Raw genomic sequence first — 24,204 nt, 5'->3', positions numbered from 1 at the left:
GGGGGAATTCATCTTTGAGAAGCCCATCAGTTACAGTGCCATGATTTCATTTTCCCTCATCAGGGGACTTGACTCCTACTCCCTCTCACCTGTCGCACAGAAGGACTACTTTTTGTCGTGCGGAATGGGGGTAATAAGGTAATATTGTCCGGCAATTCCCCCGCTAGAACGCGCCGTCCCAACCAAATTCCCGGCGCAATTTCGCAGCAACATTGCGCTCGACTGAAGATGCGCCAGAGATGCCATAGTATGCCGTTGAGTCGGAAAAAAGGCAGCAGTAGAATCAAATTGAAGGGGGCAATCGTTCCATCCGCTTGCTTTCCCAAAACTTTCGCCCCTAACCCCGCATATCCCATTCCTGCGATCGCAAAATCCAAGCCCAACCAAGCCAAAAATCCGCCCAACAGTCCCAGTTCTAGACTCGCTCGGAGGAGGAGAAAACCGAAAGTTAAGAATACGATCGCGTATTTCACTTCACTATTAACGTTTCGAGATCGTTCGCCGACCACAAGCTATAGCTCGAACTGTTCGCCTCCGGCTTGCGCGATCGAATTTTCAACCATTATCCACTATCCATTGTCAAGTATCAATTAGCTTGTGCTACTGTCCTAACGTTTTATCCATCTCCATTCGCTGTTCCATGCGGCGCAAAAAGTAGCCCGTCATCATGGCAGAAGCGAGAAGATTTGCCATATTTTCGCGATCGGTTGTAATTTGTACGTTAAAGTCTTCTGCTCCTAGCATTCCGACCAAACCTTGAACATTTTGAGAGATAATTTGTCGGATTTCTGGGGTAGCCGATTGTGCGATCGCCTCGAGGGTTTCGGGGTGTTGCTGTTGTAGATATTGCAGCAGAAGGTTAGATTGCTGCTCGTCTGACTCAGAATTGAAAAAGTTGGAGTTAAAAACCATTAGCACTGTAATAAATGAATAATTGACAATTGATAATTGACAACGGAAACCGTTCGGCAAGTTCTAGTTTTGGATAATTGATAATTGACAATGGATAATTGACAACGGAAACGGTTCAGTAAGCCCTAGGTTGGGTGTAATCAATAGAATTGACAATTAACAATTGACACGTCCCAGCAGGATTGAGCAAAACCTCTGTCGGAGACTGATGGAGATTCGAGCGCGAGAGATTGGGTTGAATCGAACTTAATTTATTTTAACATCCTCAAAAACTTTAGGAAGTTGGCGCGTCGGAGGCGAGTTTAGGTGCGTTGAGAATTTGAGAGAGTTCGTCTACTTCAAAGTATTGATGAAATTTTTCGGTAACTTCGAGCCAATAGGAGCGTCCATCGGCTTGACGGCGCTTGCGCACGAGTCCCAATTCGACTAATTCTTGGACTTGTTGATAGGCGCTACTTCCCCGCAGATCGATGAGTTCGGTTTGCAGGATGGGGTTTTTGAGCGCGATCGCGGCTAGGGTTCGCAGCGCGCCGGTTCCCAGTTCGGCGGGGACGAGGGTACGGATTAAATCTTGGAAGGTGACGCGCAACTGGAGGCTGTATCCGGTGGGGGTTTCGACGACTTCTAGGGCGCTATCGCGGCGGGCGTAGTCGTCCATCAGTTCGAGCAATGCTTCTTCGACTGCATCGCGATCGCACCCGGCACAATCTGCGATCGCGTCTGTAGCGAGCGGCTGACCTTTGAGATAAAGAATCGCCTCAATCTTAGTAGCGAGGCGAGTTGAAAACGCAACTTCGTTCATCGGAAAATCCAATCGAGCAATATTTTTTAAGTCGGCGATGGTAGTTCGTGCGCTAGGGGTAAGCTTAGCGTAAAGCAACTGCCTTGACCGGCGACGGAGGTACCGACGAGATCTCCACCGTGCAGGCGAGCTAATTTTCTCGAGAGTGCCAAGCCCAAACCGCTCCCTTTATGCTTGCGGTGCAAGGGAGTTTGGATTTGTTGGAAGGGCTGAAAGAGATTTTGCAGATCGGCGGGTTCGATACCGATCCCGGTATCGATGACGGAGAAGTTCAACCAACTGACCTCCGGTCGCACTTTTAACGTCACCGAACCCGCAGGCGTAAATTTAATCGCATTGGAGAGCAAATTCACCAAAATCTGTTTTAAACGCCGCCGGTCGGCACAGCAAACAGTGACACTGGGATGCAGTTCGAGACCCAATTGCAATCCGGCTTGCTGGGCGCGTTCTTGTAATAGCGAGATGGAAGAGCGGCACACTTCTTCAACCGAGAGAGTCTCGATATACAGTTCCTCTTTGTTGGCTTCAATTTTAGAAATATCGAGCAAATCTTCAATTAAGGAAAGCAGGTGTTCGCCGGAGTCCGCGATCGCGGTGATATATTGCACCTGTTTGGTATTTAATTCGCCGTAAATACGTTCGAGCAGCACGCGGGCGAAACCGATCACGCTGGTCAGCGGCGCGCGCAGTTCGTGACTCATGGTAGAAAGAAATTCACTTTTGGCGCGATTTGCCGACTCGATCGCGTGGGTTCGTTGCTCGACCTCTTGCTGCAAGCGGTCTTCCTCTTCCAACGCTGCTGCTGCGAGGGCAATCTGAAGCGCGAGACTTTCTAGGAGGCTTACCTCTTCGGGGGTGAAGGTGCGCGGGGGAGTATTCCCCTCTTCAGTAGAAGCTCTGGTAGTTTGTAAGAGCAACCACCCAAACAGAAGGTCGCGCACGAAGATCGGGATGCTTAGCATGGAGTGCGCTTGACTTTGGGCAACGACTCGATGCGATTCCTCTCTTTCGCGACAAAATTCTACTAAGTCTGCGGTTTGAAAGCTGCGGGAAAAAATCCCGTCGCGATCGCGGGTTGATAATTCCGGCCATTCGGCGCAAGGGATGCGGGCGTAAAGGGCTGAGGGAATCTTCTCTCGCGCCCGCCATTCTCGCTCGACCCAAATGTCGGTTTCGTTGATGCGCATCAGTAGAACGCGATCGACCGCGAAGTGTTCGCCAATGCGCGCGATCGCGTCTTGGAACCTCACCTCGACTTCTGAGGTCGAATTCAACGCCATCCCCACCCGATGCAGTAAGTCCTGACATTCCTGCTGTTTCTGCAATTGTTGGTTGCATTGTTCCCATTCCAAGGCGAGGATACAATCGGCGGCGACAGTGGCCATCCAATCCAACTCGGCTTCCGTCCACTGATGCTGTTCGCTCTGATGGCATAAGATCGCGACTCCAAGGTTGGATTGCCGGCTTTTGAGCGGTACGAGGAGCATTTTTCCGCCTCGATCGCCTTTACCATTTTCTTCTAAGGAGCCTGTTAAAAAGGGGCTGAGGCTGCGCAGGATTACCGGACTGCCGTACCGCACGATCGCATCGTAGTTACGCGCAACTTCGGCTTCTAGAGCGCTAAGGCTTTCGGAAGGAGCGAGTTGACGAACCGCAGAGCGCGCGCGTCGGGGTAAGTCGGCTTCGGGCTGGAGAATCGAACAAAAATCGAGGGCTAAGGTTTCGCATAAAATTTGCGCTGCCTCTTGGATGAATTCGTCCGGGGCTGAGATTTTTTGTAGCGCTTGCACGCGGCGAGCGCCCAGCATTGGGTTCGGGGGTAGCAAGCGATGTTGTAGCACTTCGGGCAAGATGAAGAGGCGATCGCGCAAAATGCAATCAGCGACGCGATCGCGTAGATTTTCTTTTACGCTGTCCGCGCTGTTGGCAATCCAGATTAAGGGAAGCGTTCGCCCGGATTGTTGGAGGAGGGAAAGAATTTGAGCTAAGGTAATTTCGTCCGACTCGCCTCCCTCGCTCGCGATTATCGCGTCGTATTGGTTTTGCGCTAGGAGGGAATCACAAGCTGCCGCGCTCGGGGCGATATGGGTCGAGATCGGCATCGGCAAGGCGTGCAGCGTTTCAGCAACTAAAGCCGCCTCTCGGTCTGCTTTCGCTACAATGAGTACGTTGAACGTCGTCGCAGATTGCAGTTGTCGCTTTGACATTAGCTCGTAACCATCCGGAACGGGAGTGGACTGATTTCCGCCCTGCATTACTAAAACTGTCGTCGAGAGAAGATCGCGATCGCGATCGCGAGCAGTACAGCAGTATATACTAACCCATAAATTGCATCGAACAAAAGCGTTTGCGGCGGCGGCAATAGTCCGTAAACGGCTTCATTTCTCAAGTTAAGGCGCGATAAGTCGGGTAAAACCAGGTATAAGTTTTGTACCAGCGCAGCGAGAGCAGGATTTTTACTAATCCGGCCGAGTTCTACTAAGTCGCGGCTAAAGTGTCCCATTAAGTATAAACCGAAGGTCATCAGCATTGCTAACAAGGGGCTGGTGAACACCCCAAAAGCCAGGGCAGCAGCAACTAACAGGCTGAGTTCGAGCAGGAGGTAAGCGAGGGAAACTGCGATCGCGCCGGGAGGATAAGCAATTTTTACCCCCACCAGGCTGAGCGCGTAAATCGCCCCCATTGCTGCGAGTAAAATCGCCAGAACCCCCAGCAATCCCAAATGTTTGCCAACGATTAATTCAGCGCGACTCAGGGGTTTGGGTATTAACACCAGTACGGTTCGCTTTTCAATTTCTTTGTTAATCAGTCCAGTCCCGATAAAGATGGCGACTAATGCGCCGATAAAGCCGATGGCCCCCAGGCCGAAGTCCAGAACGATCTTATCTTCTGTCGTTGCTGAAACTTCCGGCAGGAGGCGCAAGGCAAGGGCGAATAGCAGCCCGAACAGCGCGATCGCGTAAAGAATGCGATCGCGAATCGTCTCTCGGAAGCCATTCGCTGCGATCGCGAATACTCTTGCTAGATTCATCACAATTTATCCCCCTTTACCCAGCCAACAGTCTAATCTCTCAGCCCCACTGCGGCAAGCGAGACAGGAGTGAAAAGACCCCAAACCCGACGAGCAGCGCCCCACTCGCCGAATTAATCCAACTCGACCAGCGACGAAATTCTAAAAATCGTTTCACAGAAGCTGCAAAGATCCCGGCGGCCACGAGCGGAGCGACATAACCCGCAGCGTAAGCGAGTAATAGTCCGCCTCCCAACCACAAGTCTTGTTGCGCGCCGACCCAAGCGAGCAGCGTCGCCAGTACGGGGGTGCTGCACGGCGAAGCCGCTAACCCAAAGGTTAAACCCAACAGGTAAGAACGCGCGCCCTTGGGCCAATTGCGATCGATCCACTCGTCGCCGCCCCAACTCGGAAACTGCAACGGAACCAACTCCAGCAAATTTAGCCCCATAACAATCGCCACTAAACTTACGAAAATCGGTAAGCCAGCCCCAACTTGTCCGTAGATGCGCCCCAACGTCGCTGCTACAATTCCTAACCCTGCCAGCGTCGTTGCTAGTCCCAGGGCAAACCACATCGATTGCCGTGCCGCCTGCCCCCGTCCTTCGCTCTCGTAGCCGCCAATATACCCAATCGTAATCGGCAGCATTGACAGCATACAAGGGGTCAAGCTAGTCAGCAGCCCCGTGGCAAAAATAACGCCCGCACTCGTCCAACTGAGGTGGGCGAGTTGTTCGTTTGCTAGTCTGTCAGCAAAAACTGACATTTGATACAACCAAGTCGAAAGAGTCTCGAACATTGAAGCGCGCATCGCAAGGGTTACAATGCTCGAATTTTAGCCGATCTGCCGATTTTTCGGGCGTGTCGTTGCGATCGCTACCTCCTTTTTATAAGCAAGACTTATCGCAGCAGGTCAAAAAAATTATGGTGACTCGACTGCAAAACATTGCATTTTTCGCAAATCTTAGTTACATTAATTTACAGATGGATTTACAAAATGTAATCAACTGAGGGACTCCTATGCAAAACGAAGATCGCAATGCTTTTAAACCGGGCTTCACTGAAGGTGCAGAAAACTGGAACGGTCGCCTTGCTATGATTGGCTTCGTTGCTGCGCTCATTATTGAGTTAGTCAGCGGTCAAGGCGTACTGCACTTCTGGGGCTTGATGTAATAATCGAACAACCTCTGTCAATCTCAAAAAAAGGGCTGGGCATTCTATAAAAATGCCCAGCCTTTCTTTAGGTCTGGCTTGAACGGTTGCCCCCTGGTTTTTCGCTTGTTCGAGACTGAATCGAGCGACCAAAATATCGAAACATTCCGATCGCTCGAATGGCAATTAACGGATGTATTCTTTAAGAATGCTATTGCGGTTGGGATGCCGCAATTTGCGCAGCGCTTTCGCTTCGATTTGGCGAATGCGTTCGCGAGTTACATTAAAGATCTGTCCGATTTCTTCGAGGGTTTTCATCCGTCCGTCATCGAGTCCGTAGCGCAGTCGCAGTACATCTCGCTCGCGCGGGCTTAAGGTATCGAGGACGTTTTCGAGATCTTCGCGTAGAAGATTTTTAGAAACTTGATCTTCGGGCGTTTCGCCGTCCGCTTCAATAAAATCGCCGAGTCGGGAATCTTCTTCTTTCCCAATCGGCGTTTCTAAGGAAATGGGTAACTGTGCGGATTTGGCAATAAATCGCAGTTTTTCGATGGTCATTTCCATGCGTTCTGCAATTTCTTCCTCTGTCGGTTTGCGCCCCATTTCTTGAGAGAGAATTTTAGTCGTCTTTTTAATTCGAGAAATGGTTTCGTAGAGGTGGACGGGGAGGCGAATGGTGCGAGATTGGTCGGCAATGGCACGAGTAATGGCTTGGCGAATCCACCAAGTCGCATAAGTTGAGAATTTATAGCCTTTCTCGTGGTCGAATTTTTCAGCGGCGCGAATTAATCCGAGGGAGCCTTCTTGAATTAAATCTTGGAAGGAAAGACCGCGATTCATGTATTTTTTCGCGATTGAAACCACCAAGCGCAGGTTGGACTGCACCATTTTATCCTTTGCTCTTTGACCGATGTAGAGGCGGCGGTTGAAGGCGTGCAGTCTTTCGGGAAGCCGCGAAGACCACTCGCGTTCGAGCAAGGGTTCGATTTTGGCGTAGGATTTTTTGAGGTCTTGCAGCAGTTCGCTATCCGTCGGCGGGCGCTGGGATTGGGCGGCTAAGTTCTCGGCAATTTCGGTCAGTAATTTATCGAGCGCAGGCTCGACTTTGGAGGAGGCTTTACGAACTTCGGCTAAAAGTTCTTCATCTTCTGGTTCTCTCTTAAGTTGAGCGCTCAGTTGCTTGCGCGTCGAGATCTTGGCTTCTTGATGGTCGATTAAGTTTTCCCAAGTCTCCATTTTCCAGACTTGCTTGGCCCAGGCATTTTTGATATTTTCGTCCTGGTGGGTATCGAGTTCTTCTCTGACTCGCTCGAGTTTGAGCAAGTCGGCGATTTTACGAGCTAGCTCGATTTCTTCATCGGCTCTTAGCAGGCGAATCCGACCGATTTCTTGGAGATATACGCGGATCGAATCTTCAGTGTATAATTTCTTTTTTGTTGCATCAGTTCCGCGTTTTGCTGCCGTTTTTGAATCTTTTTCAGGTTCGCTGGTTTCGAGTTCGATCTCGTCGTCTTCTTTAATTGACGCTTCAGGATCGATATCGATGAAAAATTCTAACCCTTCGTTTTGAGGTAGGGTAATGCTTGCGAGTGTATCATTGGCCTGGGTCATGCCGGTTTTCCTCTTGCTCCTTCAGTTCAAGACCAGAACATCATGTTAGCTAATCTGCCGAAACATTGGTTGGATTTCGGTTAACTTTCTAGCTCGACCGAAGGTTCGCCGCAAGACTGCATCAGCTTCGACTTGAACGCCTCTTAGGACGTTGCTTGGGCGAGCAAGGCGGGGATACCGTCAGGGTTCGAGCAGTGAAAGACCTCTCTGATTGTAGCCTCTCTTACAAAAATTGGGAGTGAAAATTACTTTACCTTGTCACGTTATTGGATCTAAGGTTATAAGAAGGCTGGCTCGGTTAATCGTTTCAAGCAGACTAAAAGACTCCGAGAGACATTGTAATGAATTCAACAAAAAATGACACTAAGATCGGAGAAAATATTTTTGTCTTTTTTGTAAAGAACGCACAAGGTACTTTTGAACTAATTGAGAAGGGAGGGGGGCGGAACGTCATTCCAAAAGCGATCGATAGTAACAAAGTCGTATTCTCGATCGCGCAGTTGAGGGATTAAACAAGCGGCGGTTTGCGCAACGCTTTGTCCGCCAAAGTACCCATCGTGTAAAACGACGATCGCGCCCCAATGAATTTGAGTTAAAACGCGCTGACAAACTCGTTCGACTCCCGGTTCGACCCAATCTTCGGGAACCACACTCCACATTACCGGGCGATAGTGCCATTGATTCAGCAATTTTAAGGTTTTTGGGGTGAAGATGCCGTTTGGGGGGCGAACGTCGCGCAGGAGTGCCGGATCGAGATCGCAAGCGCTCGAGATCGCATCGCGGGTTCGTTCTAAACTGTCGTGGAGTTCAGTGGGGGTGAGTCGGGGGAAGGCGCGGTGTTCGTAACCGTGCAGGGCAAGCCAATGTCCGCGTAAATGGACTTCGCGCGCGATCGCGGGAAATCGGGCGACGTTAACGCCCAACCAAAAAAAACTAGCGCGAACGCCGTAGCGATCGAGAACATCTAATAATTGGGGCGTATACTCGGGATGGGGACCGTCATCAAAAGTAAGCGCCACGTAAGGAACAGCGGGAGAACCGCACCACAAACTGCTAGGGAACCGCGATTTGAGCAAACGGTATAGGTAAGGATAAACAGGAGCAAATTGCATAAATATATAATCGGTTATTAGCCAGCGATCGGCGAACAGCGAGCAGTCAGTGAGTTATTGCCAGACAGTAAGATTGTTATGAATGGACGGCTCCCTCGGTTGAAGAAAAGTTCTGATAAAGGCCCCATCAAGCCCGACAATAGCTAGTAATCGAGAATATCCCAAATAGGTTGAATGCCCGAAATTTCTCTGTTTGTCGCCCGCACGCACCGTAAAGCGGTTTATTCTAGCATCGTTGCCGTTCTGACTCTGTTGACGAGCAGTTGCTCGCTCTCAGAACCCCAACGGCGAGAAAATCCGACGGCGCAAGATGAAAAAACACAGCCTTGGTGGAACTTCAGGAAGGGCGGGCAAACCGTTGGGGATAGCACTCCTAACTGCGAGAATGCAGATCCGGTTGCCGTCGCAACGGCTAAAGCAGCGGAGGCGACAGCATTAGCTCGTTCGGCGCAAACGCCGGAAGCTTGGGATACCGTCGTTCTAAGCTGGATGCAAGCGATCGCGGCGATGCAGTCGGTTCCGACGGCTAGCCCCAAGCGCGTTTACGCTCAAAAAAAGGTAGCAGAGTACCAGCAAAATTTAGCAACCGCCCAAAAACAAGCCTCTGAGAAGCTGCAATTGCCTTTTACCAGCTTCAGCAATTCGTTTTTAGACAATCAATTGTTATTGTTCCTCTCCTATATTGCTGCTGTCGGTCCGCCGGATATTCTTATTATCGGCAGTTCGCGGGCGATTCAGGGCATCGATCCTCGCCAGCTTCAAACCGAACTCGCTTCTAGGGGACAAGCGAATGTCAGTATTTTTAATTTTGGGGTTAATGGTGCGACGGCTCGACTGGTCGAACTCATTTTACTGGAAGTATTAACGCCCCAACAACTTCCTAAATTGATTATATGGGCGGATGGCGTAAGAGCGTTGAATAGCGGGCGCAGCGATCGCACTACCAGTACGATTTTAGCATCGGCGGGCTATCAGCGCTTGAAAGCAGGCAGTCGTCCCGCGCTTCCGGAACTCCTCGCGCCCATCAACCCCAATTGTCCGCCCGCTCGAGAGGGGGGATGGTGGCAAAGACTCGAATCCTGGAATCCTTTGTCGGTGGGGCTAGCGCGCGCTCTGGATTTGACGGAGATCGATGCGAACGGTTTCTTACCGCGATCGAATCGGTTCGCACCCGGGGAATACTATAGTAAGTTTCCGCGCGTCGCCGGACGCTACGATGGCGACTACCAAAACTTCAATCTTTGGGGCGAACAGACACTTGCACTCAAACGCCTCGCGGCGACTCTTCAAGCGCGGCAAATTCCGCTGGTTTTTGTCAATTTACCCCTCAGCGAGGATTATCTCGATACGACGCGATCGCGCTACGAACAGCAATTTCGCGCTTTCATGCAGCAACAAGCCCGGGAACAAGGATTTACCTTCGTCGATTTAACCCTCGATCCGACGCTTCGGGATAATGGCTACTTTTTCGATCCCAGCCATCTTAACCGCTTTGGCGCGATCGCTGTCGCCCAACGCCTCGCCGCCCAACCCCAAATTCCCTGGCAGCAGCAAGAGGGAACTGGTAATTCGGAGCGACGTTAATACCAATTAAAAATTAAAAATCAAAAATTAAAAATGAAGAAATCTATATATTAGGGGTTTCAGCCTCAAGATGTGTCGTCCGAACTCGGAGAATTGGTATAAGTTTAATGGTAAATAGCGATAGTTGCGGCTCCGTACTCAACCTTTTTATCAAGTCAAAGCACGGCTTTCCTACCATAGAATCTCAAACGTTATCTCTTAAGGTTGGGCATGGGATTGCCGGAGATATCAACGCTAACGCCATCAGTCCCAGACAAATTTTGCTCGTTCGCAATGAAGATTTATTAGAACTCTCTATCCCACCCGGAGAACTCAAGGAAAATGTTGTCATCGGCGGTTTAGATGCCAGTCTCTTGTCTCCAGGAGCGTTAATCGAAAGCAACAAAGGGGCAGCGATTCGCCTAACGTTTTATTGCGAACCCTGCAAGCGTATTGCACCCTTAGTCGATCGCCTAAAAACGATAGAGCGAAAACGAGGTATTTTGGGAGTTATTCTCACAGATAGCACCTTAAGCATCGGCGATCGACTTACTGTTAAGCCTCATACTTTCCCAGCTTTATCTGAAATTCCCTACGAAAGATTTTTGAATTTTATCGCTAAAGTCCCCAACGGAAAAGTTGTGACTTACAAGCAGGTAATTGCCGCGATTGGTGTTTCGGATGGATACTTTCGCGCGCTGCCTAATTATCTCATTAAAGCTGCGGGTGCGGGTTATCCGGCTCATCGAGTGGTAGATTCTCAAGGTAACTTAACACCACACCTCAGCCAGCAAAAAGAAAAACTCGAAGCGGAGAAGATCGAGCTAATTCGCGGGATTCCTTCAGTCGGCTCGAAAACCCAATACTCTGTCTCTCTTCCCGATTATAACTGGGAAGATTCGACTCTTTATTTATGATTGCCTCGAGAGGAGATAAAATTTATGGTTCAACGACTTGAAGAAATTCTAGGCTCGTCAATTCAAGAATATACTCCCAACGCGATTAAATTTGAAGGACTATCGCTCGTTAAGTTAGAACAACTGATTGAAGAGAAATGCACGAGTCGAACATCAAGCTTTAATGCGGCTCCTTCAGTGGGGGCATTTGTTGAATTCGGACATCGCTGTGAGTCCCACGGAGCAACAGCAACTTTTGATGGTGTAGCATTTGCAAAACCAGACAATCCCGATTTGGTTGTGGATACAATAACCGTTATTGGCGTGCAAGATTTAGACTTTGCCGGTGAATTTGTTCGCTTTGCATGGGGATGCGACGAACTCGACATTAATTCTCAAATGCTCTTCGCATGGTGGGATTAAAACATCTTAACTTTTTTATTATGATCGACCGGATTGCAAAGCTCTTTGCTTTACCTCCTATTTCTCTAGTTCTCTTAGCGATTGCCTCGACGCAAATCGGCTCTGCTTTTGCTAAATCTCTCTTACCTTCAATCGGTTCTTTCGGAATGGTATTGATGCGCGTAGGATTTGCTGCGGTAATTTTGATGGTATTCTGCCAACCGAAATGGACTCCTACTATCCAGCAAAATTTTAAACTACTCATTGGTTTTGGGCTAGTTTTATCGCTGATGAATCTTTCGTTTTATCTGGCAATTGAGCGCATTCCCCTAGGAATTGCAGTGGCGTTAGAATTTACAGGGCCGCTCGGTTTAGCCGCGCTGAAGTCGCGGGGAAAACTAACATTACTTTGGGTTTTGCTAGCCGCGATCGGTGTGGCGTTACTAACCCCCCTTAGCGGCGAAAGATTGAATCTTTTGGGTGTTTGTTTTGCGCTAACGGCTGCTTTTTTCTGGGCAATGTATATCATCTTATCGGCGCGGGTGGGGCAGGTTGTGGCGGGGATTGAGGGACTGTGTTGGGCGATGTTAGTAGGCGCAATTTGGTTAGTGCCGGTGGGGATTTTTACGGCAGGAAATGCTTTATTGCAGCCTCGGTTATTATTGAGTGGGTTCGGCGTAGCGATTTTGTCTTCAATGATTCCCTACTCGCTAGAAATGATTGCGTTGAAATCTCTACCTATCGATCTTTTTGGGATTTTGAAAAGTCTCGATCCAATGTCGGCAGCAGTTGCGGGTTTTTTGGTTCTAGGGGAGAGGTTAACCGGACAATCTATCGTTGCGATTGTCTCGATTTCGTTGGCGGCGGCTGGGGCTTCGCGTTTTCGAGAGGATATTGTTCGGACTTCGCAAAAATGAGTCTTTTTGTAATATAAGTTAATAAAAATTGGGTTAAATTTTGCGATTTTTAGTTTTTTTTTTGCTTTTTAATGCTATATTTAGATAATGGAAATAGACGCAATTTTGAAATTAACGTACGGATTTCCATTATCTAAATAGTATATCCAAATTTTTTCAAAAAAGCAAGCCCCCATTTTTAACAAAAATTGCATCAATATTTTATTAAATTGGGAGCAATTGATAATCAAAGCTCTTCAGAGAGACTTAAACTTTCGCACCGGATTTAGAGAAAATTCAGCAAAGCTTGACTGACTTCCTCCGGCCAGTGTTCTTGAGGATAATGTTTGGCTTCGGGGAGTTTAATGAGTTTGATATTCTCATGGGTTGCGGCGAGATTCTCAACCGGTGCTTCGGGAAGCCAAGAATCGGCAGACCCCCAAATAATTAAGGTAGGCTTTGTCCAGTTCGCAAAACTTTCTTCTAATTGTGCGGTCACTTTAGGCAAGTTGAGATTGCGGACTGTTGTCATTAATGCACGTCCGACCGCAGAGGTTTGTAAGAAAGGTTTGCGGTAAATATCTAAGTTTTTATCGGCAATGCGGAAACCGCTACCGCCTTCAAGGGTGCGATCGACGAGTAGCGGGTCTTGAGTTAACATATCGCCGACGAAGGGAATTCCCCATTGCTTCATTGACCAGGGTAACTGGGCAGTAGAAACGAGGGGTGCATTGAGGATGACGACGCGATCGCAGCGATCGGGATTTGCGAAGATATATTGCAATCCTACCGTACTTAAATATCCTTGCACGACGAGGATAAATTTCTCGATTTCCAGTGCGGCTAAGAACTCCTCAAAAGCGTTAGAATAAGCTTCAGGAGTATAGGCAAAATCGCGGCGTTCTGGTTTAGCAGAAAACCCAGAACCGATCCAATCCGGTGCAATTGCTCGCCATCCCCGTTCGGTGACTTTCTCCATTACTTCGCACCAACACAAACTATGGGAAGGCAACCCGTGGAGAAACAAAATCGGCGGTTTCTCCGTCTCCTGTTGGGGTTGCGCTTCCCGATAAAACCACTTCAGTTTGCCAACTTCCAGCGATCGCTCTTTAATTAAACTCACCCTTTTCTCCCTGCGTTAACTTACCGTCGGAGGAATCCTCAGACTCACACCCAACCTATGTATGGGAGAGTGTAGCGCTTGCGGTAACTTAGAGCAAGACATTTCAGCGATCGCCGCATCAGTTATCAGCGAGCGGTGACTTGCTCTCATCTTCTTCTTCATTCAAAAATTTTCTTTAAAAATCCAGTTGCTTTCAGAAATATAGAGATTGCAAAGTGTAGTTTAAAAGCAGGACGATTTTCAACTGAGGTCAATTTTCATAAATTGCTCTCGATTCGACGATAAAAAACAGTATTCGATTTTTTTCTAACAATTTATTATTGCTTCTCCGAACGCAATTTATTCATCATTCACTCTTTACATTTCATAATTCATTATTTAAATGAGTATTAGCTAACTCTCCGATGGTGCGTTAGCGGAGCGTAACGCACCCTACTTTCATCTCTCACCATTCATTATTCATCATTCATTATTCATTATTCACTAACTCCCATCTTCGCTCATGTTAGAACTCGAACAAGCCTTAGCACGCTATTCCGCAGCTTTAACACCGTTCAAAGCGGAAAACTTCCAACCTTCCATCGAGCAGATTATCGGTTTGATGAGCGCTCGCGATGCCGTCCAAACCATCTTAGAACAAGAGCGAGCAACAGAAGAAGCCGTCTTAGGAGAACTGGTACAACTCGATAAAGTTTTGAGCGACCTTGGTAGCGAAGGCATTATCCATAACGAGCTTTTCGCGCAAGCGCGTCAGAGTTTAAATCCTGGCGCTTCAGCTTGGTGGTGGTTCCCCGAAAACTTTCCGCCCAAACCCCAACCGCAACCCCGCTGGGCAAAGTATGACTGGCTTTGGAATTTGGGGACAGTGGCTTGCTTGGTAATTTCGACAACCTTTTTAACGCAAACCGCGCGTGCTTTTTCTGCGGCGCAGGGGTTTGATTTGTGGGGAACGTTGAGTACGATTAGCCAAGGTGCGGGTTTAGTGCTGGTTGCGGGGGGCGCGCTGACGGACAAAGGGCAAAAAGTGGTGGAAAAGGCCCTAGGAAGCTTAAAAATTCCGCCTTACCTCCACTCGGAAGTAACGTTTGCCAGTGCTTTAGTGCTGTTGGGCGTTTCCCACTTAACTTATAGCAATTTGCCTTTGGTCGGACGACTGTACTATCAGCAGGGACAGCGACAGCAGTTTGAAAATCGCTGGTCGGAAGCGCAGGAAAGTTACAAGCGCGCGCTGGAGTTCATTCCCGACGACCGACGGGTGGGTTTGGCGATTGGAAGTATTTATGAAACGTTAGGGGATTTCGATCGCGCGATCGCCGAATATAAAAAAGGGACATTAAGCGGAGATCCTGCCGCCATGAACGCCCTCGCCCGCGTACAAATATGGCAAGCTTGGGAAAAAACGCAATGGACGGGCAAAATCGACCCCGATACCGTCCGCGCCACAGAACTGCTACTCGAGCGCGCAATTACCTTTGCCGACCAACAACCCAACAAGCAGCACGCCCATAGCTTACAAGCCGAAATTCGCACCAATCAAGCAATCTTACATTGGGCGAAGGTCGGTTGGGAGGCAACGCCAGAAGTCTTGCTCGAGAAAATTTGGTTGCTAGAAAATGCAGCGCTATTGCAAAAAGAAGCGCTATCGGGTCAAAATAACGCGATCGCATCGTCCCGAACTCGTTGTTATGGCAGTTTAGCCCAAATTTTGCAGTTAGCTTTTAACGGTAGCGTTCCCGGAGTCGATCCGCGTCAAGCCTACCGCAACTTTGAATTCTACTGCTTCGATATCCGTCAAGTCACTCGGCCGGAATATTTGTACGATTCCAAAGTCCTCAACGCTACTCTGTCCCTCGCCCCCGTGCGCCAACTCCTGCAAACCTTCGCCGCGAATATTGACTCGGTTAGTATCGACGATCCGAAACTCCTTGCCCAACTACAACTCGCCGTCCGCACGCAGATTCAACGCAAGCTCGACCCCAAAAACCTGCCAGCGGTGAAGATTGTCCTGCACGTTTTTGCCAATCCCAGCGGGCAAATCGTCCGCTACTACGGCTACGATACGATGTCGCAAGATTACGCTTATATTACCCCCGTCGAACTGCTCTGGCAAGATCGCAGCGCGACTCCTCCCAGCGTCCGAGAACCGTTGGGCGAGTTCAAAGTCACGTTCTATCCGTCAGGAACGTTTGAAGTTGTCCCGTGGACGGAGAAATTAAAAGGAATAAAAACGCCGGTGGTTGATGCGGCGGATATCGGACTGCTGAAACAAAGTTTGTTTGAAAAAATCGATCGCGTTTTGTCTGGTTCTTTGGAAAGCGGGAATTTATCGCGGGCCGATGGTATTTTTATTCCGAGTTTAACTTACCGCGTTAGTTTCACGGCTGACGGAAGAATTGCGGACTACGAACCCGTTGATAAAAATGCGGCAACGCGATTCCCCAGTACGCCTCTAGCCCATTTACCGAAGTCCAATACGATGGAGAAAGAGCGCGTTGTCTTTGAAGTGGAATTTAAAGCAACGGATGTCTTTCAGATTCGAGCGATTAATTAATCCAATGGTTTTGTTATAATAATCGCAAAAGACTGGGGAATTAAAGGAGACTTTGGCTCTATGCCAATCCGCGAAGAATTGCTCCGGGAGATCGAGCAAGCGCCCGATGAGTTATTGCAAGTATTATTGAGTTTTTTGCGCCAAACTCAACTGTCTTCATCCCTCGATCCTGCTGAAAGTGGGAACGCGAAACTGAATGAAAAAGGGCATTATCCTCTGCGAGGAATGCCGTCGATCGTCAGCGAAGATTTTGACGAATCAATGTCGGATTTATGGAACGAATTGGGTGCATGATTTGATTAGACACTCATATTTTGCTCGGGATGTTACACGATCCGAGCAATTTGTCAGAAACAGCGAATCGTGCAATTTTGGAGGAGGAAAAACAAAACGGTTTACTCGTTTCCGTAATTTCAGTTTGGGAAGTTGCTGTGAAAGTGAGTCTGGGAAAACTGATTTTGCCATTACCCCTCGTACAATGGTACGAGTAAGCGAGAACTCATTCAGGTTTAATCATTGAACCGTTGCATCCGTTAGATGCAATTGAGAGTACCCAACTTCCTGGCGAGTTTCATAAAGACCCAGCGGATCGCATCTTAGTTGCTCTGGCTCGGCGATACGATATTCTTTTAGTGACTTGCGATCGCAAAATTATCGACTATCCTCACCTTAAAACGATCGCGTAATTCCTCGTACTCCCGATCGCAGCGAATCATCTTGGAACCGAAGCGGGAGCGATCGCGTCACAAAACCCAGCACGGTCTAAAACCGTGCTATCAGTAGGATAGTAGCATGGAGTTAAAGGCACGGATGAGTCGGTTTCAAAAATTGCAACAAGCAACCCAATTTGCGATCGCGGGTGCTATCCTGGCAACTTCTTTGAGCTTTCCAGCCGTGGCTTCGCCTCAAGGCGCAGCAAATTGTGCTGGCGGCGGGGAAGCATCCCCCTCGAGCGGATCGCAAGCGTCCGAGATTCCGGGGTGGGAATCGAGCGCAAGGACCGATCCCCCCACTTCTCCCGACGGTCGTCCCGACGGTTCGGAAGGAGGCAGCAGTCGGTAATTTTCGCTCGTGCTAGGGGAGGCCCGGGCGACAAAGCGATCGCCGTTCGTCGGGAAGGTTGGGGTTGGTCTCGAGATAATCGTGCAGCCAGCGACAACTCTTCCCCATTAAATCGTCTAAATCCAAATTCCAAAGGATAACCTTGCGATCGAATCCGGCAGAGATGAGTAACTTACTGTCCTTACTAAAAGCCACTAAGTTAACCTTATCTTGATGCCCTCTCAGGGTGCTCAACTCCTTTCCCTCGCGACTCCAAAGCTTAACTGTCGTATCCCAACTCGCCGAGGCTAAAAGCTGGCTGTCCGCACTGAAGCTGACACTAGCCACAGCGCGGCGATGTCCTTTTAAGACTTTGTAGCGGCGACCGTCAGAACGCCACAACGCGATCGTATTATCCTGACCGCTGGAAGCGAGCAAGGTTCCGTCCGGGCTAAACTCCACATAAAATACCTCAGCAGTATGCCCTGTCAGCGTTTTCAGCAGCTTCCCATCGCGACTCCACAGTTTAATTGTTTTATCGTCGCTAGCGCTCGCTAAGGTTCCACCGTCCGGACTAAAACTCACCCAGTTGACCGGGCCGTTATGACCGCTTAAAGTTTTCAGTAAATTCCCGCTCGCATCCCAAAGCTTGACCGTTTTATCGCGACTGGCGGAAGCCAGCAATTGACCGTCGGGACTCCAAGCCACACCGAGAACTTCATCCTGATGCCCTGTCAGCGTTTTTTGAACGGTTCCTTCCAAGTTCCAAATCTTAATCGTTTTATCGCGACTGCCCGAAGCGATGGCGCGCCCGTCCGGACTAAAACTCGCTACGCCGACAATATCCTGATGCCCTCGAAAAACACGCAGTAGAGCGCCATTGCGACTCCAAAGCTTCAAAGTATTATCGGCGCTAGCCGAAACAATTTTGCGGTTGTCGGGGCTGAAACTCACCGCCCAAATAATCCCTTGGTGTCCTTGCAGGGTTTGGGGAACGAAGCGCTCGAGCCGCCAAAGCTTAATACTCGCATCTTGACTGGCAGTCGCAAACGTTTTCCCATCGGGGCTAAAGTTCGCTTTCCAAACACTGCCTTGATGCCCCCCAAAAGTTCGCAACAAGGTTCCCTCCCAGCCCCATAACTTGACCGTTCCATCGGCACTGCTAGAAATCAGAGTGCGCCCGTCGGGACTCCAAGCGACATGGAAGACTTCATCTTGGTGTCCGACTAGCGTTTTTAGCAACAATCCGTCGTTCTGCCATAACTTTAAGGTGCGATCGGCGCTGGCAGAAGCGAGGGTTTTCCCGTCGGGACTCCAAGCAATGCTAAAGATGCGCTTGGCGTGACCGACAAAGCTTTTTAATAACTTGCCGTCGCGCTGCCAGAGTTTGATAGTTCTATCGGCGCTGCTAGTGGCGAGGGTTTGTCCGTCGGGACTCCAAGCGATGCTATCGACTTTATCGGCGTGGGGGAAAATGGCGATCGCGCTTCCATCTAGCCCCCACAGTCGCGCGGTTTTATCGGCGCTACTGGTCGCGATCCCGCAGGGATCCGCGTAGCGGCACGCGTCTCCCTGGGGGCTAAACTTGACGCTATAGATGTCATCGCCATGACCTTTGATGGTTCGCAGCAGCGTCCCATCCCGATTCCAGAGCTTGACCGTTCCATCTGCCCCCGCCGAAGCCAACAGTTGACCGTCCGGACTGAAACTGACATCCCAAACTTTCCCCAGATGCTCGAAGGTTTGCAGCAGTGCGCCTTCCGCGCTCCACAACCGCACGGTTCCATCTGCCCCCGCCGAGGCCAGCCTTTGTCCGTCGGGACTCCAAACAACGCTATACACTTGGTCGGTATGCCGCTCTAAGCGATTGTACTCTTCGACGCGATACACGGCTTGCTGTAAGACGGCGGTGAGGGGAATGCGGATATTGGTTTTCGCCCATTGCACTCCTCGCAGCTTGCGCGCACCGCCCACCGCTTCGAGCAGCGCGTCGAAGGATTGATTGGAGGCGAGTAAGGATTGGGCGTAATTTTGCAGGGCAATGACTTCTCCACTCGTCGCGCGTCGCTGCTGGAATTCGGCGCGAATGGCAAAGCTGATGGCAAGGATGGCAAAAGCAGCGATCGCGGCTCCTCCGATTAAGGCGAGCTTCAGTTGCTTGGCAAGAACTCGGTTTAAGGCTTCTTGAGCTTGTTGGTGCTGCTGTTGCGCTTCGAGCTTCTCGAGGCGAATGGCTTGGCGCTCGAGTTCGAGTTCCTGCTGGCTTTTTTGCTTGTCGAAGGCTTGGGAGGCGCTCAAGAATTGGAAGTCGGCATCGCTTAAACTGCGATCGCTCGACCAGGTTAAGGCATCGCGCAACGCTTGTCCCCGCAGCAAGCGCGATTCGTCCTGCCCCTCAGAAGCCAGCCAAGCATTAAAAGATTCGCCGTAAGGACGCACCCGTCCGAGTTCCCGTTCTACCCAAGCGCGATTGAAGACGGTGGCGTAGATGCGATTGTAAGTTTTGAGGAATCCCGATCGCTTCACCACTAAGCCCGTTAGTCGTAATTCCATGTGTTCGGGGCTATCGGCGGCGCTGAGTTCGCCGTCTTTTAAGATTTGTTGGTAGAGTCCGAGCAAGCGCCCCATTCGTTGGGGATTGCACAAGACGCGATCGCGTATCGTTTTCAAATGTTCGGGATCGTCTTGGGCTTCCCAATTTTCGAGGACTTTTGTCTTGACTAAAGTTGCAATTCGTGCATAAGGCGAGCGAGCGTGCGCTTCCGACTCAATTTCCTGCGGTGCTGCTGCCAAGCGACAGAGTTTTTGCGTCAGGAACGGTTGTCCCCCCGTCCAAGCCAAAATTTCAGCCATCAGCGCGCGGGGATTCTCGCTGACGGAAGCTAAACCGGCGATTAAAGGTTCGACTTCGGACAACTGAAAGCCATCGAGATCGATCGCGCGTCCGATATTAAAAGGAGTCCGCTTTTTGTCGGCAATTAAATCGGCGGGCGTAGCCACCCCCAGCAGCGTAAACGTCAAGCGTTGATATTCCGGGCGTTCGGCGCGTTGGTTGTAGCAAGCGCGAATTAAAGCAAAAAAGTCGTCAACCGGGAAAGGTAAGCTGAGCGTGCTATCGATTTCGTCGATAAAAATGACAATTGGATCGTCAATTTCGACGAGCAACACTTCTTCGATAAAATTGCTCAGGGATTGGAGGGGGGAGAGATGGGCGCGCCCCCGCCACCACTGACTGAGAATTGCGCGATCGCCCAGCGAAAGCGATAAACTTTTAGCGATGCTCTCGATTAACCCCAAATACCATTGCTGCGGCGTAATATTACGACTGCCAATGCGCGTCAGATCGATCGCCGCGCAAGCAATCCCCTCGTTCCCCAAACGCTGCATCGCCCGCACCCGCAAGCTCGACTTCCCCATTTGCCGGGAGTTGAGAATGTAACAGAATTGAGCGGCTTTCAATCCCCGATATAACTCATCGTCTGCCTGTCGCCAAACATAGGTAGGCGCATCCCCGGGCAAACTGCCGCCGACTTGATAAATAGAGAGTAGAGGAGAAGGTTCGGTCATTAAAGATAGTTTAACGGCATACAAACCTGTTGTCGGTTCTTAAATCCCAATATAAGCATCAATGCGGTCAATAAACCAGATGTAGAGCGCTGCGTCCATGACCAAATAATTATTAATTCGTAATTCGCGGTCATTGAGTCTGCCTAAATGTAATTCGTAGTTTCAGGTCACAAACCTCTAATTTTAATTAGAAAAAAGTAGATATTTACCTCGATCGTGCATTTCTCCTTCAAAGACGATGCGAGCGTTACTTTAGGAGCGGTTTTGCAGTAAAGTCATGTTTAATTACCGAATTGCCAACAACCTCCGCGCTCGAGGGGAAGCCGTGAAACCGCCATCTGCCGTTCTGTCTTTTCCCTCTCCCGTATCTCCACTCAGTCCCAATCGTTCAGCATGGATTCGCAGAAACTTGAAGAATTAGCCAGACGTTTTAAAACCTCTCCCGGACGCATTCTCGATATTTTACTCGACTTGAGAAATAAGGGCTGTCCGCCCGAAATGCTCGGCGAAGTTTTACATCAAGAATTACTCCTCCAAAATTTTATCACAATCGTGAAGCGATTTGTTACTTTTTTAGGAGTGGCTAACTTTTGTATTTCCTCATTTTTTGTTCTCATTCAAATTAGCTTTGTGCCGCGTCCGTATCGCTACGACTCTGTTTTAGAATCGATTATTTTCTGGGGATTTTTAGGAAATCTTGTCTCAGCATCTTTGGCATTCACATTAATTATTTTTTGCAGAAAAATAATTAATCGATTTTCCCGTTGAAAAATCCAACTCCTAAACTTTAAGACTTGCTGGCACGGTTCAGTTGCAGTAGCCCTTCTGGGGGAACAATTTCTACGCGACGGGCTTCAAGATCGACCACAGGAACGATCTTTTTAACAAAGGGGATAAGTACGGTTTCCGGTTTGGGCGAACTTCCTTTTTTCTTCGGCTTTGTTTCCGTTGGAAGCGGTTCGGATTCCCCCGAAAGAGTCGAATGAAGTTTCACTTCAAGCAGATCGTTCCCTGCGACGAGAATACTGATAATTTCTCCGATCGAATTGCCAGTTGTTTGGTCAATAACATTAAGACCGATTAAATCGCGAATGTGGTATTCATCTTCTTCGAGTTGCGGGCGATCGCTTGCCACAACAAAAAGCTTACAATTGCGTAATGCTTCAGCGCGATCGCGGTTATCCACTCCCGCCAATTGCACCACGTATAAATTTTTACCCGGAATATAACGTCCTCTAAGTAATTCCGTTTCTTGCAAAGTGGACGAATTTGGCGCTTGCAACCAACGTTTTCCCGGTTTCTCAAAGCGATCGGGAAAATCGGAAGTCGGGTAAACTCGCAATTCCCCCTGTAATCCTTGAGGAGAAACAATCTTACCAATTTCTAACCATTCGTCCGTATCGATGGGGTCGCGTGCAATCTGTTCGTTCATTAAAAAGGTTAAGGTTAACGCGATCGGACTATAAACATTATCCGCGATGATAGCATATAAAGAAGGATGCGAGATTAGTCGTAGATGAAAGGAAAAATAAAACGGTGTCTATCTGGATTATTCGTCACGGTCAAAGTCAATCTAATGCCGGGTTAGCCACTCTTGGACCGTATGAAAATGCCTTAAGCGAATTGGGCTACCGACAATCAAAATGTATTCCAGCCGCCGTTAAACAATCTCCAGATTTGATTGTGACTTCACCTTATCTCAGAACAAAACTGACCGCTCAACCGTTAATCGAACAATTTCCCCATGCACCCGTTGAGGTTTGGCAAGTTCAGGAGTTTACTTACTTAAACCTACAGTTCGACAAAGCAAGCACAATTTTAGAGCGCAAACCTCTGAGTAAAGCGTACTGGGATCGTAGCGACCCTGAATATGTCGATGGGCCCAATGCCGAATCGTTGGTTCAACTAATGGAACGAGTCCGAATTACCCTGAACCAGTTACAACAACAATCCGGCTTTGTGGTTGTCTTTTCACATGGATTTTTTATCAAAGCGATGCTGTGGCAACTTTTGGCTGACCCAACCGTAATTGATGCCGTTGCGATGAATCGACTGTTAGGATTTACGCGAGGATTTCGAGTTCCAAATGCGTCAATTTTACCGATGAAATTTGATTCGAGTGGGATACCTCATTGGAGTTCCTTCATCACCAATCATCTGCCGACAGAACTAGAATTGGCAACACCTGATACAACAGGAATAAACGATGCAGACGATCGACCCTCGTAACCTATCTTCACCTACATCTACCGCGAAGAAACAGGTTAATGATACTTTTTAAATCAGTACCGTTCGTCCATTATCGAATGGCACTGACTTAAGGCTGGTGGGCGCTGCCCACCCTACGAAATATCTAGATTTTTGTTAAAGTCCCGTTATCAATTATCCATTATCCATTATCAATTAACCCATGCGCCTTCCCCTCCCCCAATTTTCCACAGAAAATCGTCCCCCCGAACATATTGCCGAAGCCATTGAAACTTCGACAACCGAATTTGTCGCACAATGTTTAGATCCAGAAGACTTAAGCTTTCCCGCTATGCCGCCCTTTGGCAGTTGGGTAAAATCGATGGATGAAGAATCGGGGAATAAAGTCTACGCCGTCGTTACCCACGTTACTACAACGCCTATCGATTCCGTTCATCGCGCCCGCGCTTTAGGATTATCCCTCGAGGAATTGCGCGAACAACAACCGCAAATTTTTGCGATGCTAAAAACCGAATTTCGAGCGGCAATTGTTGGGTTTGAAACGCCGCCCGCATCGAAAAACGGGGATGGAACCGGACGCGGTAAACTTTATCAATACTTACCCCCGAGACCGCCACAAATTCACCAAGCTGTTTATCGTTGCGAACCCTCCGAAGTGATTGCTTTTAGTGAAGAACTCGACTTTCTCCGCATCCTGCTGCAAGTCAAAAGCGTACCCGTCGAAGCCTTAATTGCTGCGGCAGTCCGAGAAATTTATCGACTGAGAAATGCCGATCGCGCTTGGCTTGTTAAAACCGGACGTACTTTAAGCATCCTCCTTAAGGATGATTATGACTGTTTGCGTTACATTCTCAGCCAAATTCATTGGTAAAAAATGTTAATAAGGCGTTCCATCTTTACGGACAAACTGCCATTGTCCCTCCACCAATAATGCTTTTAAATCATCATCGGGATAACTGCCTTCATCTCCCGGCGTTCTATCGCCAATTTCGAGGTAAACGACATCTTCGGAAGTTTCGTTAACGAGGTGATGTCCGTTTCCCGTCCCCGCTTTAAACCCCGCACACATCCCCGGAGAAAGTTGCACGCTACCCTCATCCGTTCGCAGCGTCGGTTCGCCTTCTAAGATGTAAATAAACTCATCTTGTTTGGTGTGGGCGTGGCGAAGTGCCGACATCGCACCCGGCACGAGGCGCGTCAGGTTTACCCCAAAGTTTGTCAGCCCAAAAATATCGCCGAGTTGACGCTTTTTTCGCCCTTTCATTTGCGATGCGAAAGGTTCGGGATAGTTGGAAGGTTTGGTACGCAGAGGTGCATCGGCAGCGACAATGGCAATGGGGTGAGTGGGTTCGGACATA

The 24,204-nt window shown here is 49.1% G+C and carries 25 protein-coding genes; 13 read left to right on the top strand and 12 right to left on the bottom strand.

Translation table 11 applies throughout. The annotated features are described in order from the left end of the window. Positions 1-59: 59 nt before the first annotated feature. From H6G50_RS16710 to H6G50_RS16685, 6 genes are all read right to left on the bottom strand, one after another. Positions 60-473, bottom strand: coding sequence for a hypothetical protein (locus H6G50_RS16710; RefSeq protein WP_190718544.1), 414 nt, complete (start codon positions 471-473; stop codon positions 60-62). Positions 474-600: 127 nt separating this feature from the next. Beyond that, positions 601-912, bottom strand: coding sequence for a DUF760 domain-containing protein (locus H6G50_RS16705; RefSeq protein WP_190718541.1), 312 nt, complete (start codon positions 910-912; stop codon positions 601-603). A 274-nt stretch (positions 913-1,186) separates the two neighbouring features. After that, complete coding sequence (gene scpB / locus H6G50_RS16700; RefSeq protein ID WP_190718539.1) at positions 1,187-1,714, bottom strand: SMC-Scp complex subunit ScpB; 528 nt, start codon at positions 1,712-1,714, stop codon at positions 1,187-1,189. A gap of 26 nt (positions 1,715-1,740) precedes the next feature. Next, positions 1,741-3,921: an ATP-binding protein gene (locus H6G50_RS16695; RefSeq protein WP_190718536.1), complete on the bottom strand. Its 2,181-nt coding sequence runs from the start codon at positions 3,919-3,921 to the stop codon at positions 1,741-1,743. A 50-nt stretch (positions 3,922-3,971) separates the two neighbouring features. Further along, on the bottom strand, positions 3,972-4,745 hold the full coding sequence (locus H6G50_RS16690) for an ABC transporter permease (RefSeq protein ID WP_190718576.1): 774 nt from the start codon (positions 4,743-4,745) through the stop codon (positions 3,972-3,974). Between the two features lie 40 nt (positions 4,746-4,785). Then, a complete protein-coding gene (locus H6G50_RS16685; protein WP_190718526.1) occupies positions 4,786-5,523 on the bottom strand; it encodes a cytochrome c biogenesis protein CcdA in 738 nt (245 codons plus the stop codon). A 221-nt stretch (positions 5,524-5,744) separates the two neighbouring features. Here H6G50_RS16685 and H6G50_RS16680 point away from each other — a divergent pair, with 221 nt between their 5' ends. Next, the gene (locus H6G50_RS16680) at positions 5,745-5,897 is read left to right on the top strand and encodes a chlorophyll A-B binding protein (protein WP_190718524.1); all 153 of its coding nucleotides are present in this window, start codon (positions 5,745-5,747) and stop codon (positions 5,895-5,897) included. 165 nt (positions 5,898-6,062) lie between these two features. Here H6G50_RS16680 and rpoD read toward each other — a convergent pair whose 3' ends face one another. Beyond that, positions 6,063-7,487, bottom strand: coding sequence for an RNA polymerase sigma factor RpoD (gene rpoD, locus H6G50_RS24215; RefSeq protein ID WP_190718521.1), 1,425 nt, complete (start codon positions 7,485-7,487; stop codon positions 6,063-6,065). 422 nt (positions 7,488-7,909) lie between these two features. Further along, on the bottom strand, positions 7,910-8,599 hold the full coding sequence (locus H6G50_RS16670) for a polysaccharide deacetylase family protein (protein WP_190718520.1): 690 nt from the start codon (positions 8,597-8,599) through the stop codon (positions 7,910-7,912). A 174-nt stretch (positions 8,600-8,773) separates the two neighbouring features. Between H6G50_RS16670 and H6G50_RS16665 the strand changes: the two genes are divergently transcribed. The 4 genes from H6G50_RS16665 (at position 8,774) to H6G50_RS16650 (ending at position 12,377) form a co-directional block, all read left to right on the top strand. Next, positions 8,774-10,183, top strand: coding sequence for a hypothetical protein (locus tag H6G50_RS16665; protein WP_190718518.1), 1,410 nt, complete (start codon positions 8,774-8,776; stop codon positions 10,181-10,183). A gap of 107 nt (positions 10,184-10,290) precedes the next feature. After that, complete coding sequence (locus H6G50_RS16660; protein WP_190718516.1) at positions 10,291-11,079, top strand: MGMT family protein; 789 nt, start codon at positions 10,291-10,293, stop codon at positions 11,077-11,079. 24 nt (positions 11,080-11,103) lie between these two features. Then, the gene (locus H6G50_RS16655; protein ID WP_190718514.1) at positions 11,104-11,481 is read left to right on the top strand and encodes a hypothetical protein; all 378 of its coding nucleotides are present in this window, start codon (positions 11,104-11,106) and stop codon (positions 11,479-11,481) included. Between the two features lie 20 nt (positions 11,482-11,501). Beyond that, entirely contained in the window at positions 11,502-12,377 is an 876-nt protein-coding gene (locus tag H6G50_RS16650) for an EamA family transporter (RefSeq protein ID WP_190718512.1), read from the top strand. A 265-nt stretch (positions 12,378-12,642) separates the two neighbouring features. Here H6G50_RS16650 and H6G50_RS16645 read toward each other — a convergent pair whose 3' ends face one another. Next, complete coding sequence (locus tag H6G50_RS16645) at positions 12,643-13,479, bottom strand: alpha/beta fold hydrolase (protein ID WP_347239948.1); 837 nt, start codon at positions 13,477-13,479, stop codon at positions 12,643-12,645. A gap of 502 nt (positions 13,480-13,981) precedes the next feature. Here H6G50_RS16645 and H6G50_RS16640 point away from each other — a divergent pair. From H6G50_RS16640 to H6G50_RS16625, 5 genes are all read left to right on the top strand, one after another. Next, positions 13,982-16,030 carry a hypothetical protein gene (locus H6G50_RS16640; RefSeq protein ID WP_190718510.1) on the top strand — a complete coding sequence of 683 codons (2,049 nt, stop codon included), beginning with the start codon at positions 13,982-13,984 and terminating at the stop codon, positions 16,028-16,030. Positions 16,031-16,090: 60 nt separating this feature from the next. Continuing rightward, positions 16,091-16,324 carry a hypothetical protein gene (locus H6G50_RS16635; RefSeq protein ID WP_190718508.1) on the top strand — a complete coding sequence of 78 codons (234 nt, stop codon included), beginning with the start codon at positions 16,091-16,093 and terminating at the stop codon, positions 16,322-16,324. A 29-nt stretch (positions 16,325-16,353) separates the two neighbouring features. Further along, positions 16,354-16,521 carry a hypothetical protein gene (locus H6G50_RS23905; protein ID WP_199303092.1) on the top strand — a complete coding sequence of 56 codons (168 nt, stop codon included), beginning with the start codon at positions 16,354-16,356 and terminating at the stop codon, positions 16,519-16,521. Positions 16,522-16,542: 21 nt separating this feature from the next. After that, a complete protein-coding gene (locus H6G50_RS23900; RefSeq protein ID WP_347239949.1) occupies positions 16,543-16,716 on the top strand; it encodes a PIN domain-containing protein in 174 nt (57 codons plus the stop codon). A 106-nt stretch (positions 16,717-16,822) separates the two neighbouring features. Further along, entirely contained in the window at positions 16,823-17,092 is a 270-nt protein-coding gene (locus H6G50_RS16625) for a hypothetical protein (RefSeq protein WP_190718506.1), read from the top strand. Between the two features lie 12 nt (positions 17,093-17,104). On the opposite strand, the gene H6G50_RS16620 is transcribed toward H6G50_RS16625, so the two are convergent. Further along, positions 17,105-20,638, bottom strand: coding sequence for an AAA-like domain-containing protein (locus tag H6G50_RS16620; protein WP_190718504.1), 3,534 nt, complete (start codon positions 20,636-20,638; stop codon positions 17,105-17,107). A gap of 393 nt (positions 20,639-21,031) precedes the next feature. Between H6G50_RS16620 and H6G50_RS16615 the strand changes: the two genes are divergently transcribed. Then, positions 21,032-21,406, top strand: a complete 375-nt coding sequence (locus tag H6G50_RS16615; RefSeq protein WP_190718501.1) for a hypothetical protein — start codon at positions 21,032-21,034, stop codon at positions 21,404-21,406. 19 nt (positions 21,407-21,425) lie between these two features. Here the strand turns inward: H6G50_RS16615 and rimM are convergent, their stop codons facing one another. Next, entirely contained in the window at positions 21,426-22,070 is a 645-nt protein-coding gene (gene rimM, locus H6G50_RS16610) for a ribosome maturation factor RimM (RefSeq protein WP_190718498.1), read from the bottom strand. A gap of 104 nt (positions 22,071-22,174) precedes the next feature. Between rimM and H6G50_RS16605 the strand changes: the two genes are divergently transcribed. Together H6G50_RS16605 and H6G50_RS16600 are read left to right on the top strand one after the other, a co-directional pair. Continuing rightward, the gene (locus H6G50_RS16605) at positions 22,175-22,867 is read left to right on the top strand and encodes a histidine phosphatase family protein (protein WP_190718495.1); all 693 of its coding nucleotides are present in this window, start codon (positions 22,175-22,177) and stop codon (positions 22,865-22,867) included. A gap of 181 nt (positions 22,868-23,048) precedes the next feature. Continuing rightward, complete coding sequence (locus H6G50_RS16600; RefSeq protein WP_190718492.1) at positions 23,049-23,717, top strand: HAS-barrel domain-containing protein; 669 nt, start codon at positions 23,049-23,051, stop codon at positions 23,715-23,717. A gap of 6 nt (positions 23,718-23,723) precedes the next feature. Here H6G50_RS16600 and H6G50_RS16595 read toward each other — a convergent pair whose 3' ends face one another. Then, positions 23,724-24,203 carry a cupin domain-containing protein gene (locus H6G50_RS16595; RefSeq protein WP_199303088.1) on the bottom strand — a complete coding sequence of 160 codons (480 nt, stop codon included), beginning with the start codon at positions 24,201-24,203 and terminating at the stop codon, positions 23,724-23,726. Between the last annotated feature and the right edge of the window lies 1 nt (position 24,204).

This window comes from Oscillatoria sp. FACHB-1406, assembly GCF_014698145.1.
GTDB lineage: Bacteria > Cyanobacteriota > Cyanobacteriia > Cyanobacteriales > Spirulinaceae > FACHB-1406.
This window is presented reverse-complemented; position numbering and strand designations above follow the sequence as displayed.

Coding starts and splice junctions, on each gene's coding strand:
- H6G50_RS16705 (WP_190718541.1), bottom strand. CDS start 912: ATGGTTTTTAACTCCAACTTTTTCAATTCTGAGTCAGACGAGCAGCAA.
- scpB (WP_190718539.1), bottom strand. CDS start 1,714: ATGAACGAAGTTGCGTTTTCAACTCGCCTCGCTACTAAGATTGAGGCG.
- H6G50_RS16695 (WP_190718536.1), bottom strand. CDS start 3,921: ATGTCAAAGCGACAACTGCAATCTGCGACGACGTTCAACGTACTCATT.
- H6G50_RS16690 (WP_190718576.1), bottom strand. CDS start 4,745: ATGAATCTAGCAAGAGTATTCGCGATCGCAGCGAATGGCTTCCGAGAG.
- H6G50_RS16685 (WP_190718526.1), bottom strand. CDS start 5,523: ATGTTCGAGACTCTTTCGACTTGGTTGTATCAAATGTCAGTTTTTGCT.
- H6G50_RS16680 (WP_190718524.1), top strand. CDS start 5,745: ATGCAAAACGAAGATCGCAATGCTTTTAAACCGGGCTTCACTGAAGGT.
- rpoD (WP_190718521.1), bottom strand. CDS start 7,487: ATGACCCAGGCCAATGATACACTCGCAAGCATTACCCTACCTCAAAAC.
- H6G50_RS16670 (WP_190718520.1), bottom strand. CDS start 8,599: ATGCAATTTGCTCCTGTTTATCCTTACCTATACCGTTTGCTCAAATCG.
- H6G50_RS16665 (WP_190718518.1), top strand. CDS start 8,774: ATGCCCGAAATTTCTCTGTTTGTCGCCCGCACGCACCGTAAAGCGGTT.
- H6G50_RS16660 (WP_190718516.1), top strand. CDS start 10,291: ATGGTAAATAGCGATAGTTGCGGCTCCGTACTCAACCTTTTTATCAAG.
- H6G50_RS16655 (WP_190718514.1), top strand. CDS start 11,104: ATGGTTCAACGACTTGAAGAAATTCTAGGCTCGTCAATTCAAGAATAT.
- H6G50_RS16650 (WP_190718512.1), top strand. CDS start 11,502: ATGATCGACCGGATTGCAAAGCTCTTTGCTTTACCTCCTATTTCTCTA.
- H6G50_RS16640 (WP_190718510.1), top strand. CDS start 13,982: ATGTTAGAACTCGAACAAGCCTTAGCACGCTATTCCGCAGCTTTAACA.
- H6G50_RS16635 (WP_190718508.1), top strand. CDS start 16,091: ATGCCAATCCGCGAAGAATTGCTCCGGGAGATCGAGCAAGCGCCCGAT.
- H6G50_RS23905 (WP_199303092.1), top strand. CDS start 16,354: ATGTTACACGATCCGAGCAATTTGTCAGAAACAGCGAATCGTGCAATT.
- H6G50_RS16625 (WP_190718506.1), top strand. CDS start 16,823: ATGGAGTTAAAGGCACGGATGAGTCGGTTTCAAAAATTGCAACAAGCA.
- H6G50_RS16620 (WP_190718504.1), bottom strand. CDS start 20,638: ATGACCGAACCTTCTCCTCTACTCTCTATTTATCAAGTCGGCGGCAGT.
- H6G50_RS16615 (WP_190718501.1), top strand. CDS start 21,032: ATGGATTCGCAGAAACTTGAAGAATTAGCCAGACGTTTTAAAACCTCT.
- rimM (WP_190718498.1), bottom strand. CDS start 22,070: ATGAACGAACAGATTGCACGCGACCCCATCGATACGGACGAATGGTTA.
- H6G50_RS16600 (WP_190718492.1), top strand. CDS start 23,049: ATGCGCCTTCCCCTCCCCCAATTTTCCACAGAAAATCGTCCCCCCGAA.
- H6G50_RS16595 (WP_199303088.1), bottom strand. CDS start 24,203: ATGTCCGAACCCACTCACCCCATTGCCATTGTCGCTGCCGATGCACCT.